Annotated in this window: 9 protein-coding genes and 1 CRISPR repeat array; all 9 genes read left to right on the top strand. The window is 60.5% G+C overall.

The window, feature by feature from the left end; translation table 11 throughout:
• Positions 1-2: 2 nt before the first annotated feature.
• The 9 genes from csb2 (at position 3) to AB1555_10035 (ending at position 14,439) form a co-directional block, all read left to right on the top strand.
• Positions 3-1,466, top strand: coding sequence for a type I-U CRISPR-associated protein Csb2 (gene csb2, locus AB1555_10075; protein MEW6247044.1), 1,464 nt, complete (start codon positions 3-5; stop codon positions 1,464-1,466).
• Complete coding sequence (gene cas3u, locus AB1555_10070) at positions 1,463-4,414, top strand: type I-U CRISPR-associated helicase/endonuclease Cas3 (GenBank protein MEW6247043.1); 2,952 nt, start codon at positions 1,463-1,465, stop codon at positions 4,412-4,414. The genes csb2 and cas3u overlap by 4 nt, the downstream gene beginning before the upstream one ends.
• Positions 4,415-5,344, top strand: coding sequence for a hypothetical protein (locus tag AB1555_10065; GenBank protein ID MEW6247042.1), 930 nt, complete (start codon positions 4,415-4,417; stop codon positions 5,342-5,344). It begins immediately after the preceding gene.
• A 662-nt stretch (positions 5,345-6,006) separates the two neighbouring features.
• Positions 6,007-6,231, top strand: coding sequence for a type II toxin-antitoxin system HicB family antitoxin (locus tag AB1555_10060; protein MEW6247041.1), 225 nt, complete (start codon positions 6,007-6,009; stop codon positions 6,229-6,231).
• Positions 6,224-6,445 (top strand): type II toxin-antitoxin system HicA family toxin, encoded by a 222-nt coding sequence (locus tag AB1555_10055; protein MEW6247040.1) that lies wholly within the window; start codon positions 6,224-6,226, stop codon positions 6,443-6,445. The genes AB1555_10060 and AB1555_10055 overlap by 8 nt, the downstream gene beginning before the upstream one ends.
• Before the next feature lie 135 nt (positions 6,446-6,580).
• Positions 6,581-8,293, top strand: coding sequence for a CRISPR-associated endonuclease Cas1 (gene cas1 / locus AB1555_10050; GenBank protein MEW6247039.1), 1,713 nt, complete (start codon positions 6,581-6,583; stop codon positions 8,291-8,293).
• A 75-nt stretch (positions 8,294-8,368) separates the two neighbouring features.
• Positions 8,369-8,659 carry a CRISPR-associated endonuclease Cas2 gene (cas2, locus tag AB1555_10045; GenBank protein ID MEW6247038.1) on the top strand — a complete coding sequence of 97 codons (291 nt, stop codon included), beginning with the start codon at positions 8,369-8,371 and terminating at the stop codon, positions 8,657-8,659.
• Between the two features lie 207 nt (positions 8,660-8,866).
• A CRISPR array of direct repeats spans positions 8,867-11,220; the repeat unit is 36 nt; unit sequence GATTCCGCGGCAGCAATGCCGCGGCCCCATTGAAGC.
• Between the two features lie 479 nt (positions 11,221-11,699).
• Positions 11,700-11,924 (top strand): hypothetical protein, encoded by a 225-nt coding sequence (locus tag AB1555_10040; protein MEW6247037.1) that lies wholly within the window; start codon positions 11,700-11,702, stop codon positions 11,922-11,924.
• A 355-nt stretch (positions 11,925-12,279) separates the two neighbouring features.
• Positions 12,280-14,439 carry an amylo-alpha-1,6-glucosidase gene (locus tag AB1555_10035; protein MEW6247036.1) on the top strand — a complete coding sequence of 720 codons (2,160 nt, stop codon included), beginning with the start codon at positions 12,280-12,282 and terminating at the stop codon, positions 14,437-14,439.
• Positions 14,440-14,583: the final 144 nt, after the last annotated feature.

Below are 14,583 nucleotides of genomic sequence, written 5' to 3'. Positions count from 1 at the left end.
GCATGTTTGCGCTGGAAGTTGAATACTTGATGGGCCGGGTGCTCGCTGCCGCACACTATGACCGGCGCACCGTCGAATGGCCACCGCACCCATCTCGTCTCTTTTCCGCGCTCGTCGCTGCGTACAAGGAGTGTGAGCTGGGGACCGATGATCGTGCGGCATTAGAATGGCTGGAAGCGTTACCAGTGCCGCATATTGCTGCCTTTCCACCGCTGCACAATGGCCACGTTCGCGATATCCATGAGGTCTTTGTCCCAGCGAATGACAGCAATGACCAGTTAAAAAAGGGCAAAGGTGGGAAGATCTCCCTTTATCCCCTCGTTTCAGATGGTATTGCCATTCGACGTAATCGAGGTGAACGATGGTTTCCAGCTTTCACTCCTCAAAACCCGCGTGTGTGGTTCATATGGCAGGGAGCATCCGGCGTGAAACAGCATGGGCCGGCCTTACAACGAATCGCGGAAAGCGTAACCTACCTAGGCCATTCTATGTCACCGGTTCGGGTTCGAGTTCGAGTGGACGACTCATCACCCGCTCCGACTTTGATTCCCGACCCCAAGGGCACGGTCATGCTGCGGACGACCAGCCCGGGTCGCTTGCGGCATCTGGAACAAGTCTATGAGTTGCGCAAAGTGAACGCGACGATCCAGCCTCGGCTTGGCCGCGTGACACGGTATCGGGTAGTGCGAGAAGCGCGAGCTTCATTCCCGGCGAGCGTATTTCGACGGGCCATAGCCTTTAGACATGTTGGGGGACCATGCCCGCCCTTGGAATCCATTGCGAAGCTGACAACGACCGTCCGCAAGGCCGTTATGGCCCTCTTTCCTGATCCCGTGCCGGAGGTAATCTCCGGTCACATGCCAGATGGTGCACGATTGCAACAGCCGCATCTGGCTATTGTTCCGCTGGCGGACGTAGGGCATCGATACGCGGACGGCCATCTCATGGGCTTTGCGCTATGGCTTCCGGCAAGCGCGCCTCAAAACGTTTATGAAGTACTTGAGGACAGGCTTGAGGAATTCCAGTCGGTGATGCTTGGCCGGCACGGGGTATGGCTGGTGAAGCTCGTCAATGCTGACATTGAAACACGAACGCCGGCAGGTTTGAGGTTAGTGACCTATACCAAGCCCGCCGATACTTGGGCAAGCGTTACGCCGGTTGTGTTTGGTAGGTTTCCTAAACGGTACCACGTTGGACCAGGGAAAGACGGCGGAAAGGTCTTTGCCGAACTTTGTGAAATGATCGGTCTTCCTAGGCCGGCTGAGGTCCGGTTAGGCCCGGTCAGTGCCTTTCGCGGTGTCCCGAAGGCATCGGATTTTGTACCTCCAAGCAAACTCTCGGATCGTTTTAGAGCACACGTCTGGGTTCGGTTTGCCCAACCTGTCCAAGGCCCGGTGATTCTTGGAGCGGGGCGCTATTTGGGATTTGGGCTTTGTCGTCCTTGGTTTTGTGGGGAACACCCATGAAGGCAGCCGACTTCAAAGCTTTCTTTTCCGAGCTCCATTCCCCACACGAGGAAAAGGTTTGGCCTTTCCCTTGGCAAGAGCGGCTTGCCAAGCGTGTGGCGGAGCAAGGCTGGACGGCTGTGCTCGATCTACCGACATCCGCGGGCAAGACTGCGGCCATGGATATTGCCTTGTTTCATCTGGCACTTGAGGTGGACAAGCCGCCTTCAAAGCGGCAGGCTCCGCGGCGAATCTTTTTTATCGTTGACCGTCGGCTGGTGGTGGACGAAGCCTATGAGCGGGCTTGTCGGATTCGAGATCGGTTAAGTTCTGCGCTTACCGTTGGGCACGGCATTTTGGCCGAAGTCGCGCGGCGGCTTGTCACACTCTCAGCGGAAGACGGAGCCGAGCCTCTTGAGGTAATCCGATTGCGCGGAGGGTTGCCACGGGAACGCGCGTTCATTCGCAATCCGTTACAACCGGCCATCATCGTGACAACCGTGGATCAAGTCGGGTCGCGCCTCCTGTTTCGGGGATATGGCGTCAGAGAATTCATGCGCCCAATTCATGCGGGATTGGTCGGCATTGATAGCCTCTTAATACTGGACGAGGCTCATCTGTCACGCCCCTTCGTCGAGACCTTGCAGTGGGTGCGTCGGTACCAAAGTGAGGCTTGGGCTGAGCATGTGGTCGGCAAACCGTCCACGGTTGTGCAAATGACGGCGACCCCGCCTCCTGGGGAAGCAGAGGTGTTCTCGCTCAGCAATGCCGATTGGGGGCACCCGATCCTGGGACCTCGGCTGACTCGAACCAAGCAGGCTGAACTGCTGAAGCTAACGGGTGACAAGGACAGCCCGGAGGTGACACGCAGACTCCTGCTCGAGAGCCTCGTCGGTAAAGCGCGCTCGTTGATGACCACGACATTGGAAACCAGCACAGCACCTGTGGTCGGCGTCGTCGTCAATCGTGTGTCAACGGCCAGGGAGGTATTTGAACGGCTTCGCAATGAAGATGGAAGTGACGCACTCCTGCTCACTGGCCGTATCCGACCGTTCGAGCGCGATGAGCTGCTAAAGGAATACTTCCCACGAATGAAAGCCGGTCGGACTGCCGGCGCAAATCCGAAACCGCTTTATGTCGTCGCTACCCAAACCGTGGAAGTAGGAGCCGATCTTGACTTTGATGCACTGCTCACGGAAGCCGCGGCCCTGGATGCGCTGCGCCAGCGCTTTGGTCGGCTTAATCGTCTTGGTCTGAGGGAACAAAGCCCGTCCGTCATTGTTTACATGGACCTCGGTAAAGCCGGTGAACCTGATCCAGTGTATGGGGATGCTTTAACCGAGACATGGAAATGGATGGAGAAGGTAGCCGTTAAGTCGAAGGGAAAGAAGCCCAAAGAGTACATGAACGTTATGGACTTCGGCATTGAGAGAATGCGGGCGGTGCTGCCAGCAGGGGAAGATCTAGTCAAGCTGCTCACGCCCTCAGCGCCAGCCCCGGTGCTGATGCCGGCGCACGTTGACCTGTTAGCGCAGACTAGCCCACCTCCAATGGTCGAGCCAGAGATCGCGCTTTATCTGCACGGTAAGGAAACACAGCCCGAAGACGTGCAAGTCATCTGGCGCGCGGATCTGCAAGAACCATTGGGGCCTGATGATGAAGAAGACGTGGTGGCCACGGTTGCTGCATTGCCACCTGATTCCCTTGAGGCTCTTTCCATCCCTGTCTGGAGTGTGCGTGCATGGCTTCGAGGTAACTGGCCTGAAGAGATTGCCGATGTCGAGGGTCGATCAGAACAGGAAGAACCTGCGCGGAAGGGACAGCAGCCTCGGTATGCTTTGTGCTGGCGAGGGCCTGAACATAGTCGGCTGGTCAGTCCCGACGAGGTTCAATCCGGAGACACACTCGTAGTCCCGGCTTCCTATGGTGGACACGACAGATTTGGGTGGTGCCCGTCAAGTCAATCGCCTGTGAAGGACGTTGCAGACCATGCCAATTGGCTCCGACGAGGCAAGCATGCCCTGAGAATCCACCGCAACCTTATTCCCCAATGGTTCGAGAGCGAGAGTACATCTGATGATGTCTCAACAGTTGTGACCATGGTGGACGATCTGTTGGCACGTTATACAGACGGCGAGGATTTATCTGCCCTCTGCGATGAACTGATTGGGCAGCTTTTGCGACTGCCAGGCCTCAAAGCGAATATCCGCGATGTGCTGTTTACCTTGCAGGAGAGTCGCCGAGAGATCGTCTACCCAACTGCCGAGAATCCCCAAGGGATCCTCTTGCGATCGCGACAATTCATCGAAAAGGAATTTACCGACGAAGACGACGCCGCGTCGTTGACGCGCGAGGTAGGCCTCGACAGCCATTGCAAGGGCGTGGGCGAACTCGCGCGGACATTCGCCACCCACATAGGACTTCCTGATGGACTGGCGGAAGACGTATTTCTAGCCGGTAAGTTGCATGACCTCGGCAAGGCCGATCCCAGGTTCCAAGCCTGGCTGTGGGGCGGCGACCGCATGGCCGCAAAAAGGTCTGGCACACTTTTGGCGAAGTCTGGGGTTATGGACCCGAACGACCATGTTGCTCGTCGCGTCGCCCGGGAGCGAGCTGGGTTTCCGGCTGGAGCCCGACATGAGTGTTATTCTGTTTCGATCGTCAGTAGCCACAATCACCTTCTCGACAAGTCTCATGATCGGGATCTGGTTTTGTATTTGATCGGCACGCATCACGGACGTGGCCGGCCGTTGATGCCAGCTATAGAGGATGACGGGATCGAAAGCCTGAAATTCGAATTCGATGGCCTGCACCTGGAATTTAATGGGACGCATCAGCTTGAGCGGCTGGACAGCGGGTGGTCGGAGCGATTCTGGCGACTGATCCGTCGGTATGGGTATTGGGGGCTCGCCTACCTTGAGACCATCGTCCGTTTGGCAGACCATCGCCGGTCTGAGCTTGGACAATGAATGATTGGGCAAGCTGACATCAAATTAACTGGTCTTATTGGGAGCAATCCTCTGGGTGCGCTGGCAGCATTCGGTCTACTACGCGTATGTCACGAGATTTCAGCCTTGGCCTTTGCTAGCTTGTCCTGGCAGTTGGAAGATGACTGGGTGGCGGTTTTGACACTGCCCACTGGTCAAGGCGAGACATCGCTGGTGTCACAGTTAGCCGAGTATTTGCGAGCGAGAAGGTTGGAAGTCTTCACCTGGAGCGACGACATCAGGGAGCGGCCTGAATCTTATAAACGGCGACTGCGAGAGCAGGCTCAGAAAGCGCGCTACTGTGAGCGTCTGGAAGCAGATTACTATGCTGCTTATGGCTCGGAAATGAAGGCCGACGGGTCCAAAGGCCTTGTAAAGCCCACAGCGTTTCATATGACTTCGGGTCAACAGAAATTTCTTAAAAGCGTTCGCGAGGTGGCAGAGTCGTTACGAAACGGCAGTGAAGATGCGATCCGCGAAGCCTTATTCGGCCCCTGGCACTACCAAGATCAATATCATTCTCTCGGTTGGGATCCTATTACCGAGCGTATGTATGCACTGCGCTACCGAGCCCCAACAAGTGAGCAGCCCGTATGTGTTCGAGCTGCCGTGTGGTTCGCGGTTGAGGCTTTGCCGTTGTTCCCGACAGTGGTTGCACGCGGAAGACTTGACACGGCAGCGTTCGCCAAGCAGGACGGTGTTGCTCGATTTGTATGGCCGATCTGGAGCAAACCCATTGGCCTCGACACGCTTAGAACATTACTTCTGACATCGGAACTTTTTGGAAGGCTGGATCAATGGGAGTCGCTCGAAAGGCGGGGAGTGGCTGCAATCTATGAATCGGTCCGCTCGGAATTTGGCCAGGGTTACGCGATCCTGCGGCCGTCTGCCTTGGTGTGGAGTGCCGGGTAACTATAAAGGTTTGCCCTCGGCCATGCCTGCCACTTCGGCCTGGGGCAGTTTGTGGCGGCGGGGGAGGAAACGGCGATGGGGGTGAATATTTTACGACGTTGAGTCAAACCGAGGGCGAGCCAAGAACTCCAGGCCTGGCCCAAGCGGGAGCCTGCCAGGGTTGTATCAACGATCGAGGCTTTGCGGACCGATCTTGCTGGTGATGTCAAAGGTCTGACCGCTCGCACACCGGAATCCCGATCGCGTGTGGGCGATTCTCGGGTGCTCGTTGAAGGGTTTGAAGTCGAAGACAGCAAGCTGAGAGTCTACCGTGTACTGCCTCGGGGTAAAGCCTATCGTTGAAGGGTAAGGCAGGAACGGGTGTTGATCCGACATCGGGAAGTCCTGATGAAGGATCGCAAAATCACAATGCGCCGTTCTCCCGAATGAAGAATTCTATCGTTGAGAATGACCCGAAGCTCGGGTGCCGAACGCCAAGTTCTTTCCGGATGCGCGCGCGGAATGCGCGTGTCCGCCACTTCGGCGTGGTGCGGGTTGGGCCTGACTGCGTGCGGAGCACAGGCAGGGTGGTGGGTGATAAGGAGTGAGGTGTGAGGCGAGATGGGCGATGGTCGTGGAAAGCGAGGCAGAGGGGGTAGGCTCTGCAAGGAGGAGGAACTGACATGACTAGAGGGAGTTACACCGCAATCATCGAGAAGGAGGGGCAGGAGTATGTGGCCCTTTGCCCGGAGTTGGACGTTGCCAGTCAGGGCACGACGGTAGAAGAGGCTGCTGCCAACCTGAAAGAAGCGGTGGAACTGTTCTTAGAGTGCGCCGATCCTGCTGAGATTCGGCGGCGCATGCACACGGAGATTTTTGTCACGCGCTTCGAGGCAGCGCGTGGGTAAACTCCGTGTTCTTTCTGGAAGAGAAGTCTGTCGCATTCTGGAGCGCCACGGCTTCACCGAAGTCCGTCGGCGGGGCAGTCAGGTGGTCATGCAACGTCGTGATGTCTCCGGGACGGTCACGGTTCCTGTCTCCGATTATGCCGAGCTGAGAATCGGGACCTTACTCTCGATTATCCGGCAGAGTGGTGTGTCGCGCGGTGAGTTTGAGGAATGATTGCCCTTGGGCCTGGGGCTGGGTGTGGCGGTGTGAGCGGTGTCAGTGGGGTCAGAAACACACACCGAAATTTGATGGGCTACTGACCGATACGGCCGCGTTCTTTGACAACTGAATAGCGAAAGGAGTGTCTGTATGAGCGAGGAAGCCGGTGACACGCCTCTCTCGGTGACGGAGGAGCCGCTCCTCCCTGTGCGGATGCTGAACGAGTTCGCGTACTGCCCACGCCTGGCCTATCTGGAATGGGTGCAGAGCGAGTTTGCCGACAGCGTCGATACGGTGGAGGGGCGGTTCCACCATCGCCGGGTGGATGAGAGCCCCAAACGGCAGCCGTTGGAGGATGAGGCACCAGCGGATACCGAGACGGGTATCCATCAGCGCTCGGTCTGGCTGTCCTCGGAGCGGCTGGGACTGACGGCAAAGATCGATCTGGTGGAAGGTGTGGGGACGACCGTCGCGCCGGTGGACTACAAGCGGGGCAAGCGGCCGCATGTGGGCAAGGGTGCGTGGGAGCCGGAACAGGTGCAGTTGTGCGCGCAAGGGCTGGTCCTCCGCGACAACGGGTACGAGTGCGACGGTGGATTCCTGTACTTTGTGGGGTCCCGGGAGCGGGTAGCGATCACGTTCGATCAGGCCCTGATCGACCGCACATTAGAATTGATCGCGGGCATGCGCGGGATGGCACGAAGCGGCGCGGTGCCGCCTCCGCTCGTGGACAGTCCGAAGTGTCCACGCTGTTCTCTCGTCCGTATTTGTTTGCCGGATGAGATCGGCTGGTTGCGGCAGGAGCATGCGGACGACGCACAGGCGGCCTCGACGCTGCGGCGTCTTCTTCCGGCGCGGGACGATGCGCTGCCGTTGTATGTGCAACAGCCCGGCGCGCGCGTGAAGAAGGATGGGGAGTGTTTGAAAGTCGTCGATCATGACGAGGTGCTGGCGGAAGCCAGGCTGGTAGAAGTCTCCCATCTGGTGCTGTTTGGTTACGTTCAGGTCAGCACTCAAGCCGTCCAGGAATTGTGTAAACGAGAGATTCCCATTTCGTACCTGTCCAGCGGCGGGTGGTTCTACGGGCTCACCACCGGTCTGATGCACAAGAACGTCGAGTTGCGGCGACGCCAGTACGCCGCCGCGATGGATCAGCGGTTCTGTCTCAGGCTCGCGTCCCGGTTGGTGCAGGCGAAGATTGCGAACTGCCGAACGATCTTACGGCGCAATCACATGGCGGCGCCGGCGACGGTGTTGCAAGATCTGAAGCGCGATCTTCAGCATGCCGGCCAAGCGCAGTCGCTGGAGGAGCTGCTCGGCATTGAAGGAACCGCCGGGCGTCGGTACTTCGCCGAATTCAGGGGCATGCTCAAGGCCGATGGGGCGCCGCCGGAATTCGATTTCGAGGGGCGGAACCGCCGACCGCCGAAGGATCCCGTGAACGCGCTCCTCTCTCTGGCCTATGCGATGCTGACTCGCGAGTGGACGGTGACCCTCCACGCGGTGGGGCTGGACCCCTTTCTCGGGTTCTATCATCAGTCACGCTACGGGCGTCCGGCCTTGGCATTGGATCTGATGGAAGAGTTTCGTCCGCTCATCGCGGATTCCGTGGTACTGACGGCGATTAACAACGGCGAGGTGCAAGCGACGGACTTCATTCGGCGCATGGGAAGCGTCGCACTGACGACAGAGGGCCGCCGGCGTTTTATTGAGACCTACGAGCGGCGGATGAGCCAGGAGATTACGCATCCGGTCTTCGGCTATCAAGTGAGTTATCGTCGTATTCTGGAGGTGCAGGCCCGTCTGTTCGGGCGCTATCTGCTCGGCGAAATCCCGAACTATCCGTCGTTCACGACCCGGTGAGCCACGCGGGGGTGGGGACTGACCCCCTTCCCCGCGTCTGCGCGCGGGGTCTGTCCCCGTAGATGTGGGTGAGCTATGCGACGTTTGTACATCGTCACGTATGATATCTGCGATCCTAAGCGACTCAGGCGGGTGTTCAAGACGATGAAGGGGTTCGGCGCGCATGTGCAGCTTTCGGTCTTTCAGTGCGATCTCCCGGAGATAGATGTCATCAAGATGAAAGCCGCGCTGGTCGAACTGATCAATCATCAGGAAGACCATGTGCTCATTGTCGACCTGGGTCCGACGGAGGGACGACCGATTAAGAGCATCGAATCGCTGGGCAAAGGTTTCACGCAGGTGGAGCGGCAGGCGCAAGTGGTGTGAAAGATTGTTTGCCGTGCATCGCGAGCGGTGGTGTGCCGGTGGAAACCCTGGAAGCGCTCGCGACGATGGAACCGCTTGAGTTGTCGGGGCGGCAGCAATGAGAGGAGGTGAGACAAGTGCAATTCGTAGAGATACTACTGCTTGAAAGCGGAGGTGCTCGCACTGTGCGCCGGGACGTGCAGAAAAACATGCACATCAACGAGAGCTGATTCCGCGGCAGCAATGCCGCGGCCCCATTGAAGCGACCAATTCGCCGAGCGAGGCCGCTTTGATCTTGGCGATTCCGCGGCAGCAATGCCGCGGCCCCATTGAAGCAACGAAGTCCCGAGCGAACCCGGCTGCTTGGCTCCCGATTCCGCGGCAGCAATGCCGCGGCCCCATTGAAGCCCAGGACATCGCCGAAGTTGTACAGGAGTTCGGGTGTGATTCCGCGGCAGCAATGCCGCGGCCCCATTGAAGCGAGACGTTCATCGCTGCGAGAGAAAAGTCTCCCCGGAGATTCCGCGGCAGCAATGCCGCGGCCCCATTGAAGCCCATTCGCGCACGGACAGGTCGCGGACTGCGGGCGCGATTCCGCGGCAGCAATGCCGCGGCCCCATTGAAGCGTTTATTCGCTCAACTTGAGTGTTAAGCACTCAAGCGATTCCGCGGCAGCAATGCCGCGGCCCCATTGAAGCTCCGTGACGGGGTTCGTTGCGGCGACATCGAAGCCGATTCCGCGGCAGCAATGCCGCGGCCCCATTGAAGCACTTGGAAATACAAACTATATGGCTTCTCTTCGTTCGATTCCGCGGCAGCAATGCCGCGGCCCCATTGAAGCGCGACCTGCCGACCATCCACACGGAACGTGTTGCCCGATTCCGCGGCAGCAATGCCGCGGCCCCATTGAAGCGCGACGAGCGTGCCCGCCGTGCTGGCGATCAGCCCAGATTCCGCGGCAGCAATGCCGCGGCCCCATTGAAGCTTCCGGCGTCGTCGCTTTCAGAAACTCCTTGCCGATCGATTCCGCGGCAGCAATGCCGCGGCCCCATTGAAGCAAATACTGAATTTGTGTGCGAGTCTCTACTGCCTCACGATTCCGCGGCAGCAATGCCGCGGCCCCATTGAAGCCGTGAGCGGGGGATCGGGCAGTGCCGGGGCACGTAGATTCCGCGGCAGCAATGCCGCGGCCCCATTGAAGCGTGTCGCCGACGACGGGTTGAGCCGCCGCCGTCGTGATTCCGCGGCAGCAATGCCGCGGCCCCATTGAAGCCGCTTTCTGCTTCAGCGCAGCAGGTGCGGGCGACGCTGATTCCGCGGCAGCAATGCCGCGGCCCCATTGAAGCCTTGACGACCGAGCAGACCGATTGGTATCTGCTCTGGGATTCCGCGGCAGCAATGCCGCGGCCCCATTGAAGCAATAAGCTGGCGAACCGCCGATATGCGGAGATTCCTGGATTCCGCGGCAGCAATGCCGCGGCCCCATTGAAGCGCCTTGACACAAGCGACTGCAATACTTGCCTTGTCCGATTCCGCGGCAGCAATGCCGCGGCCCCATTGAAGCGCGCTGGAGCTTCACGGTCAGGGATGGCGACGTGCCGATTCCGCGGCAGCAATGCCGCGGCCCCATTGAAGCCATCCGAGGTCGCAGTCATCCAGTCGTGGCCACTCAGATTCCGCGGCAGCAATGCCGCGGCCCCATTGAAGCAGCCACGAACCGCGTGCCCCACCGGCGCGTCACGCCGGATTCCGCGGCAGCAATGCCGCGGCCCCATTGAAGCTCATGACCTGCCCTCCTGTGGTTGCGGCCGGGCGGGAGATTCCGCGGCAGCAATGCCGCGGCCCCATTGAAGCAGTTTCTTCAGGTCGGCGGCTAGTTCGCGCCAAAACGATTCCGCGGCAGCAATGCCGCGGCCCCATTGAAGCCGTATGGGTCGCGGGAGAACGCCCGGCGCTGAACGTAGATTCCGCGGCAGCAATGCCGCGGCCCCATTGAAGCACGCCATCCGCGGCGCCCTGGAGGCGGCGCTCCGCATCGATTCCGCGGCAGCAATGCCGCGGCCCCATTGAAGCCGCCTGGAAGACGCCACGCCGCACAAGATATTCCTGAGGATTCCGCGGCAGCAATGCCGCGGCCCCATTGAAGCTCGGTCGTGACGCCAGCGTAACGGCACGCGTGGGGGATTCCGCGGCAGCAATGCCGCGGCCCCATTGAAGCCGTGCAATCTCGCGTGCGGCTCTAGGTAGCATCCTATGATTCCGCGGCAGCAATGCCGCGGCCCCATTGAAGCGCCAGCAATAGCCGTGTAAATCGCCTGCCGCGCTTTCGATTCCGCGGCAGCAATGCCGCGGCCCCATTGAAGCCACCTACCCCCGTGATCTTGACGTATTCCCCCGTTGCGATTCCGCGGCAGCAATGCCGCGGCCCCATTGAAGCACGTGCAAGTCATGTTGCGCCTGTGCAACCGAACGCGGATTCCGCGGCAGCAATGCCGCGGCCCCATTGAAGCTTATCCCAGGGCGCGACCGTCACTTGCGGCATGATCGATTCCGCGGCAGCAATGCCGCGGCCCCATTGAGTCTCATTGAGCGCAGCGAACTGGTGGACGGCGGCGGCCCCGTTGGGAGCGTGTTGCAAGAGTTTCGACGTTCTTCCTTGCAGTAGACGGCGAATCTATCTGGAATGCCGAAAAGCGTTGAGCAGGCAAGTCACGCGAGACGTGCCACTCGCGCGATTCGCGTGCGAGTTCATCTGAGATGCCGAAAAGCGTTGCGCACAAGATCTGCTTGTCGTCATGATGGTAACCGCGAGGTTATCGGCGCGACGCGAGTCTCATCTCAACGGAAGGAGTGTAAAATGTGACGCATCCTGTTAGTGTTCATGGGCGTGTGCATGGCCGCGTCGGCCGACGCAGAGTCTCTCTATCGCTGCGCGGACGACTCTTTCGCGAATCGGCCGCGGTCTGGCTGCGCGTCCTCTGAACCGGCTGCGGCTGTCGGAACGGTCCCCAGCCCAGAAGCGGCGGCTGCGCCGACGATCGTCGCGCCGCCGGTGGCCTCGATGCCTGCGACTGTGATCCTCCCGGCTCCCCAGCCGAGGTCCACCGAGGGACCCCGTCAGATGTACCGCGAGTTCCTGCAACTCCAACTGGAGACCGCGAACGGCGTCTTCTTCAAGTCCCCGCAGGAGGCGAATCGTTGGAATGCGCTGAGCCGGGTGTTCACCTTCGCTGCCCCGAGCGGCTGCTGTGTGGGCCACGGTGTGACTGCCCCCCGTGCGCAGTGACTTCATCTGAGACGCCGATTGGAGGGCGAACCATGGTCTGATGGCAATCTGGGTCCGGAATCTCACACGGACCGAGAGAAGCATTGACAAGTGTGACCTTTGCCTTCATGTATTTGTGTCAGGCCTTAGCTACCCGCGAAGCTGCGGGCTGCCGCGTCGGGAGGGTTTGCGAGCGGGGATTCGCGTAGGCCCTGCCCGGATGGCTGGAAGGAGCCCGCACACCGCCTTTTGATCGCCGGATGATTCGGGCCGCGTTCGGGCGGCGATTTCTCGCCGAGCGCATGGCCCAGGATGGCGTGACCATGGGCCCTCGGCAATCCGCACGGAACTCCCGTGTCTCTCTCGGAGTCACCGCATGAGCACGACTGATCCATCGGCCCCCACCTTCTATATTCCGGCGGTGGGCTCAGGGCTGGAGCGCAGCCGCATTCTCAAGCACGGAGACACGTTCGCCGTCTTTGATGTGCTCGGCGATCTCTCCGGTCTCGCCGGAGGGGTGGAAGGGCTGTACTATCGAGACACCCGGCACTTGAGTCTCTTGCGCTTGCGCATCCAGGGGCGTCCCCCGCTCTTTCTGAGTTCGAGCGTGCAGCGGAACAATGCGCGCTTGAACGTGGACTTGGCCAATCCCGACCTCTGGGCCGACGGGCAACTCGAGCTCCCGCGAGATTCGGTGCACATTCGCCGCATGAAGTTCGCATGGGACGATACCGTGTACGATGTCTTCACCGTGCGGAACTTCGCCGGCAAGGCCCTGACCGTGACTTTGCAACTCGAATTTGGCGCGGATTTCCGCGATCTCTTCGAGGCGCGCGGGGTTCGGCGTGAACGGCGAGGCACCTTTTCAGCCGAGACCGAGGAGAACCATCGGGTCTGGCTCCGTTATCACGGGCTCGACGGGCTGCGGCGTTCGACACGGATCGAGTTTTCACCGGCGCCGGCGGAACTGACCGTTGAACGAGCCGGGTTTGTCTTGCAGTTGGCTCCCGGCAAGCGGGTCCGGCTGGCCATGACGATTCGTTGCGACAGCGACGGGAACGACGAGCGGCCCGTGCCGCCCTATGCAGTCGGTGTGCGCCGGGCGCACCAAGCGCGTATCGCGGGGAGCCGCCGATTTCCTGTCGTGGAGACGTCGGACGAGCTGTTCAATGAGTGGCTGTGTCGCGCCACCGCGGATCTCGTCATGCTGACCACGGATACACCGGACGGACCGTATCCCTATGCGGGCATCCCCTGGTTCTCGACCGTATTCGGACGCGACGGTCTGCTCACCGCGTACTTGGTCCTGTGGGCCAATCCGGACTACGCCCGCGGCGTGTTGCGCCTGCTCGCCGCCTACCAAGCGGACTGCGTCGATCTGTCGCGCGATGCCGAACCGGGAAAGGTGCTGCATGAAATGCGACAGGGCGAGATGGCCCGCACGGGCGAAATTCCCTTCGGGCGGTACTACGGCAGCGTCGATGCGACCCCCCTGTTCGTGTGGCTGGCAGCGGAATACTATCGCCGTACCGGAGACCTCGACACGGTGAAGGGCCTGTACCCCCACGTGCGACAGGCCGTCGAGTGGTTTGATCGCACGGTTGACGCCCGGGGGTTTTTGACCTACGGCGGCGAGAGCCCGCGCGGGCTGCGCAACCAAGGATGGAAGGATTCCGAAGACGCCGTGTTCCATGCCGATGGGGAATTGGCTCGCGGGCCCATTGCGCTCTCCGAGGTCCAAGGTTACCTATTCGCCGCCCGGCGGGCGGCCGCCGCGTTGGCACGAACGCTTGGCGATGTCGCGTTCGCGGAGACCCAGGAACGTCACGCCACGGCGCTCCGGCAGCAGTTCGAACGACATTTCTGGCTTCCGGACAAGAACTTTTACGCGCTCGCGCTGGACGGCGCGTTGCAGCCTTGCCGGGTTCTCACCTCCAACCCGGGTCATTTGCTGCTGACGGATATCTGCGAGCCCGCGCGGGCATGGGCCGTGGCCGACACACTGTTGTCTCCCCGATTCTTTTCCGGTTGGGGGGTCCGGACGGTGGCTGTGGGGGGAGCGCGGTACAATCCGATGTCCTATCATAACGGGTCGGTGTGGCCGCACGACAACGCCCTCATTGCCATGGGCTGCGCGCGGCAAGGTCACCGAGCGGGATCCCTGGCGATCTTCCAATCGATGTTCGAGGCCGCCGTCCACATGGAGCTTCGGCGTCTGCCGGAACTCTACTGCGGCTTCAGCCGGCGGCGGGACGCCGCTCCGACCCTGTATCCCGTCGCCTGTACGCCGCAAGCGTGGGCGGCGGCGGTGCCGTGGGCCTTGCTCGGCGCGGTGCTCGGGATCGCGATCGACCATGCCCGTTCCACGCTTGTGCTCGCCCGTCCGTGTCTGCCGCGGTTTCTCGACTGGGTGAGAATCCGCGGACTCAAGGTGCTCGGGGGCGAGCTGACACTCCAGTTTCGCCGGACCAAGCGGACGGTTAGCGTGGTCGTCGAAGAGGCGAGCGCCGGCTTGCACGTGGAGGTGAGGCCGTGAGGGTGAAGACGTGACGCGTGATGCGTAAGAGGTGCGAGCGGGACTTGGAAATGGGAATCTCGCTTATCTCGCCGTGCTCGCCCGTCGCGCAAGCGGAGGATAAATCACGGTTGGCGAAGGACGGCGCTATTCATGCCGGCATCG

The organism is Nitrospirota bacterium, from assembly GCA_040755395.1.
Classification (GTDB): Bacteria; Nitrospirota; Nitrospiria; order Nitrospirales; family Nitrospiraceae; genus DATLZU01.
This window is presented reverse-complemented; position numbering and strand designations above follow the sequence as displayed.

What these genes read in the sequence shown, in the direction of transcription:
- csb2 (MEW6247044.1), top strand. Translation starts at nt 3, where the DNA reads ATGTTTGCGCTGGAAGTTGAATACTTGATGGGCCGGGTGCTCGCTGCC.
- cas3u (MEW6247043.1), top strand. Translation starts at nt 1,463, where the DNA reads ATGAAGGCAGCCGACTTCAAAGCTTTCTTTTCCGAGCTCCATTCCCCA.
- AB1555_10065 (MEW6247042.1), top strand. Translation starts at nt 4,415, where the DNA reads ATGATTGGGCAAGCTGACATCAAATTAACTGGTCTTATTGGGAGCAAT.
- AB1555_10060 (MEW6247041.1), top strand. Translation starts at nt 6,007, where the DNA reads ATGACTAGAGGGAGTTACACCGCAATCATCGAGAAGGAGGGGCAGGAG.
- cas1 (MEW6247039.1), top strand. Translation starts at nt 6,581, where the DNA reads ATGAGCGAGGAAGCCGGTGACACGCCTCTCTCGGTGACGGAGGAGCCG.
- cas2 (MEW6247038.1), top strand. Translation starts at nt 8,369, where the DNA reads ATGCGACGTTTGTACATCGTCACGTATGATATCTGCGATCCTAAGCGA.
- AB1555_10040 (MEW6247037.1), top strand. Translation starts at nt 11,700, where the DNA reads ATGCCTGCGACTGTGATCCTCCCGGCTCCCCAGCCGAGGTCCACCGAG.
- AB1555_10035 (MEW6247036.1), top strand. Translation starts at nt 12,280, where the DNA reads ATGAGCACGACTGATCCATCGGCCCCCACCTTCTATATTCCGGCGGTG.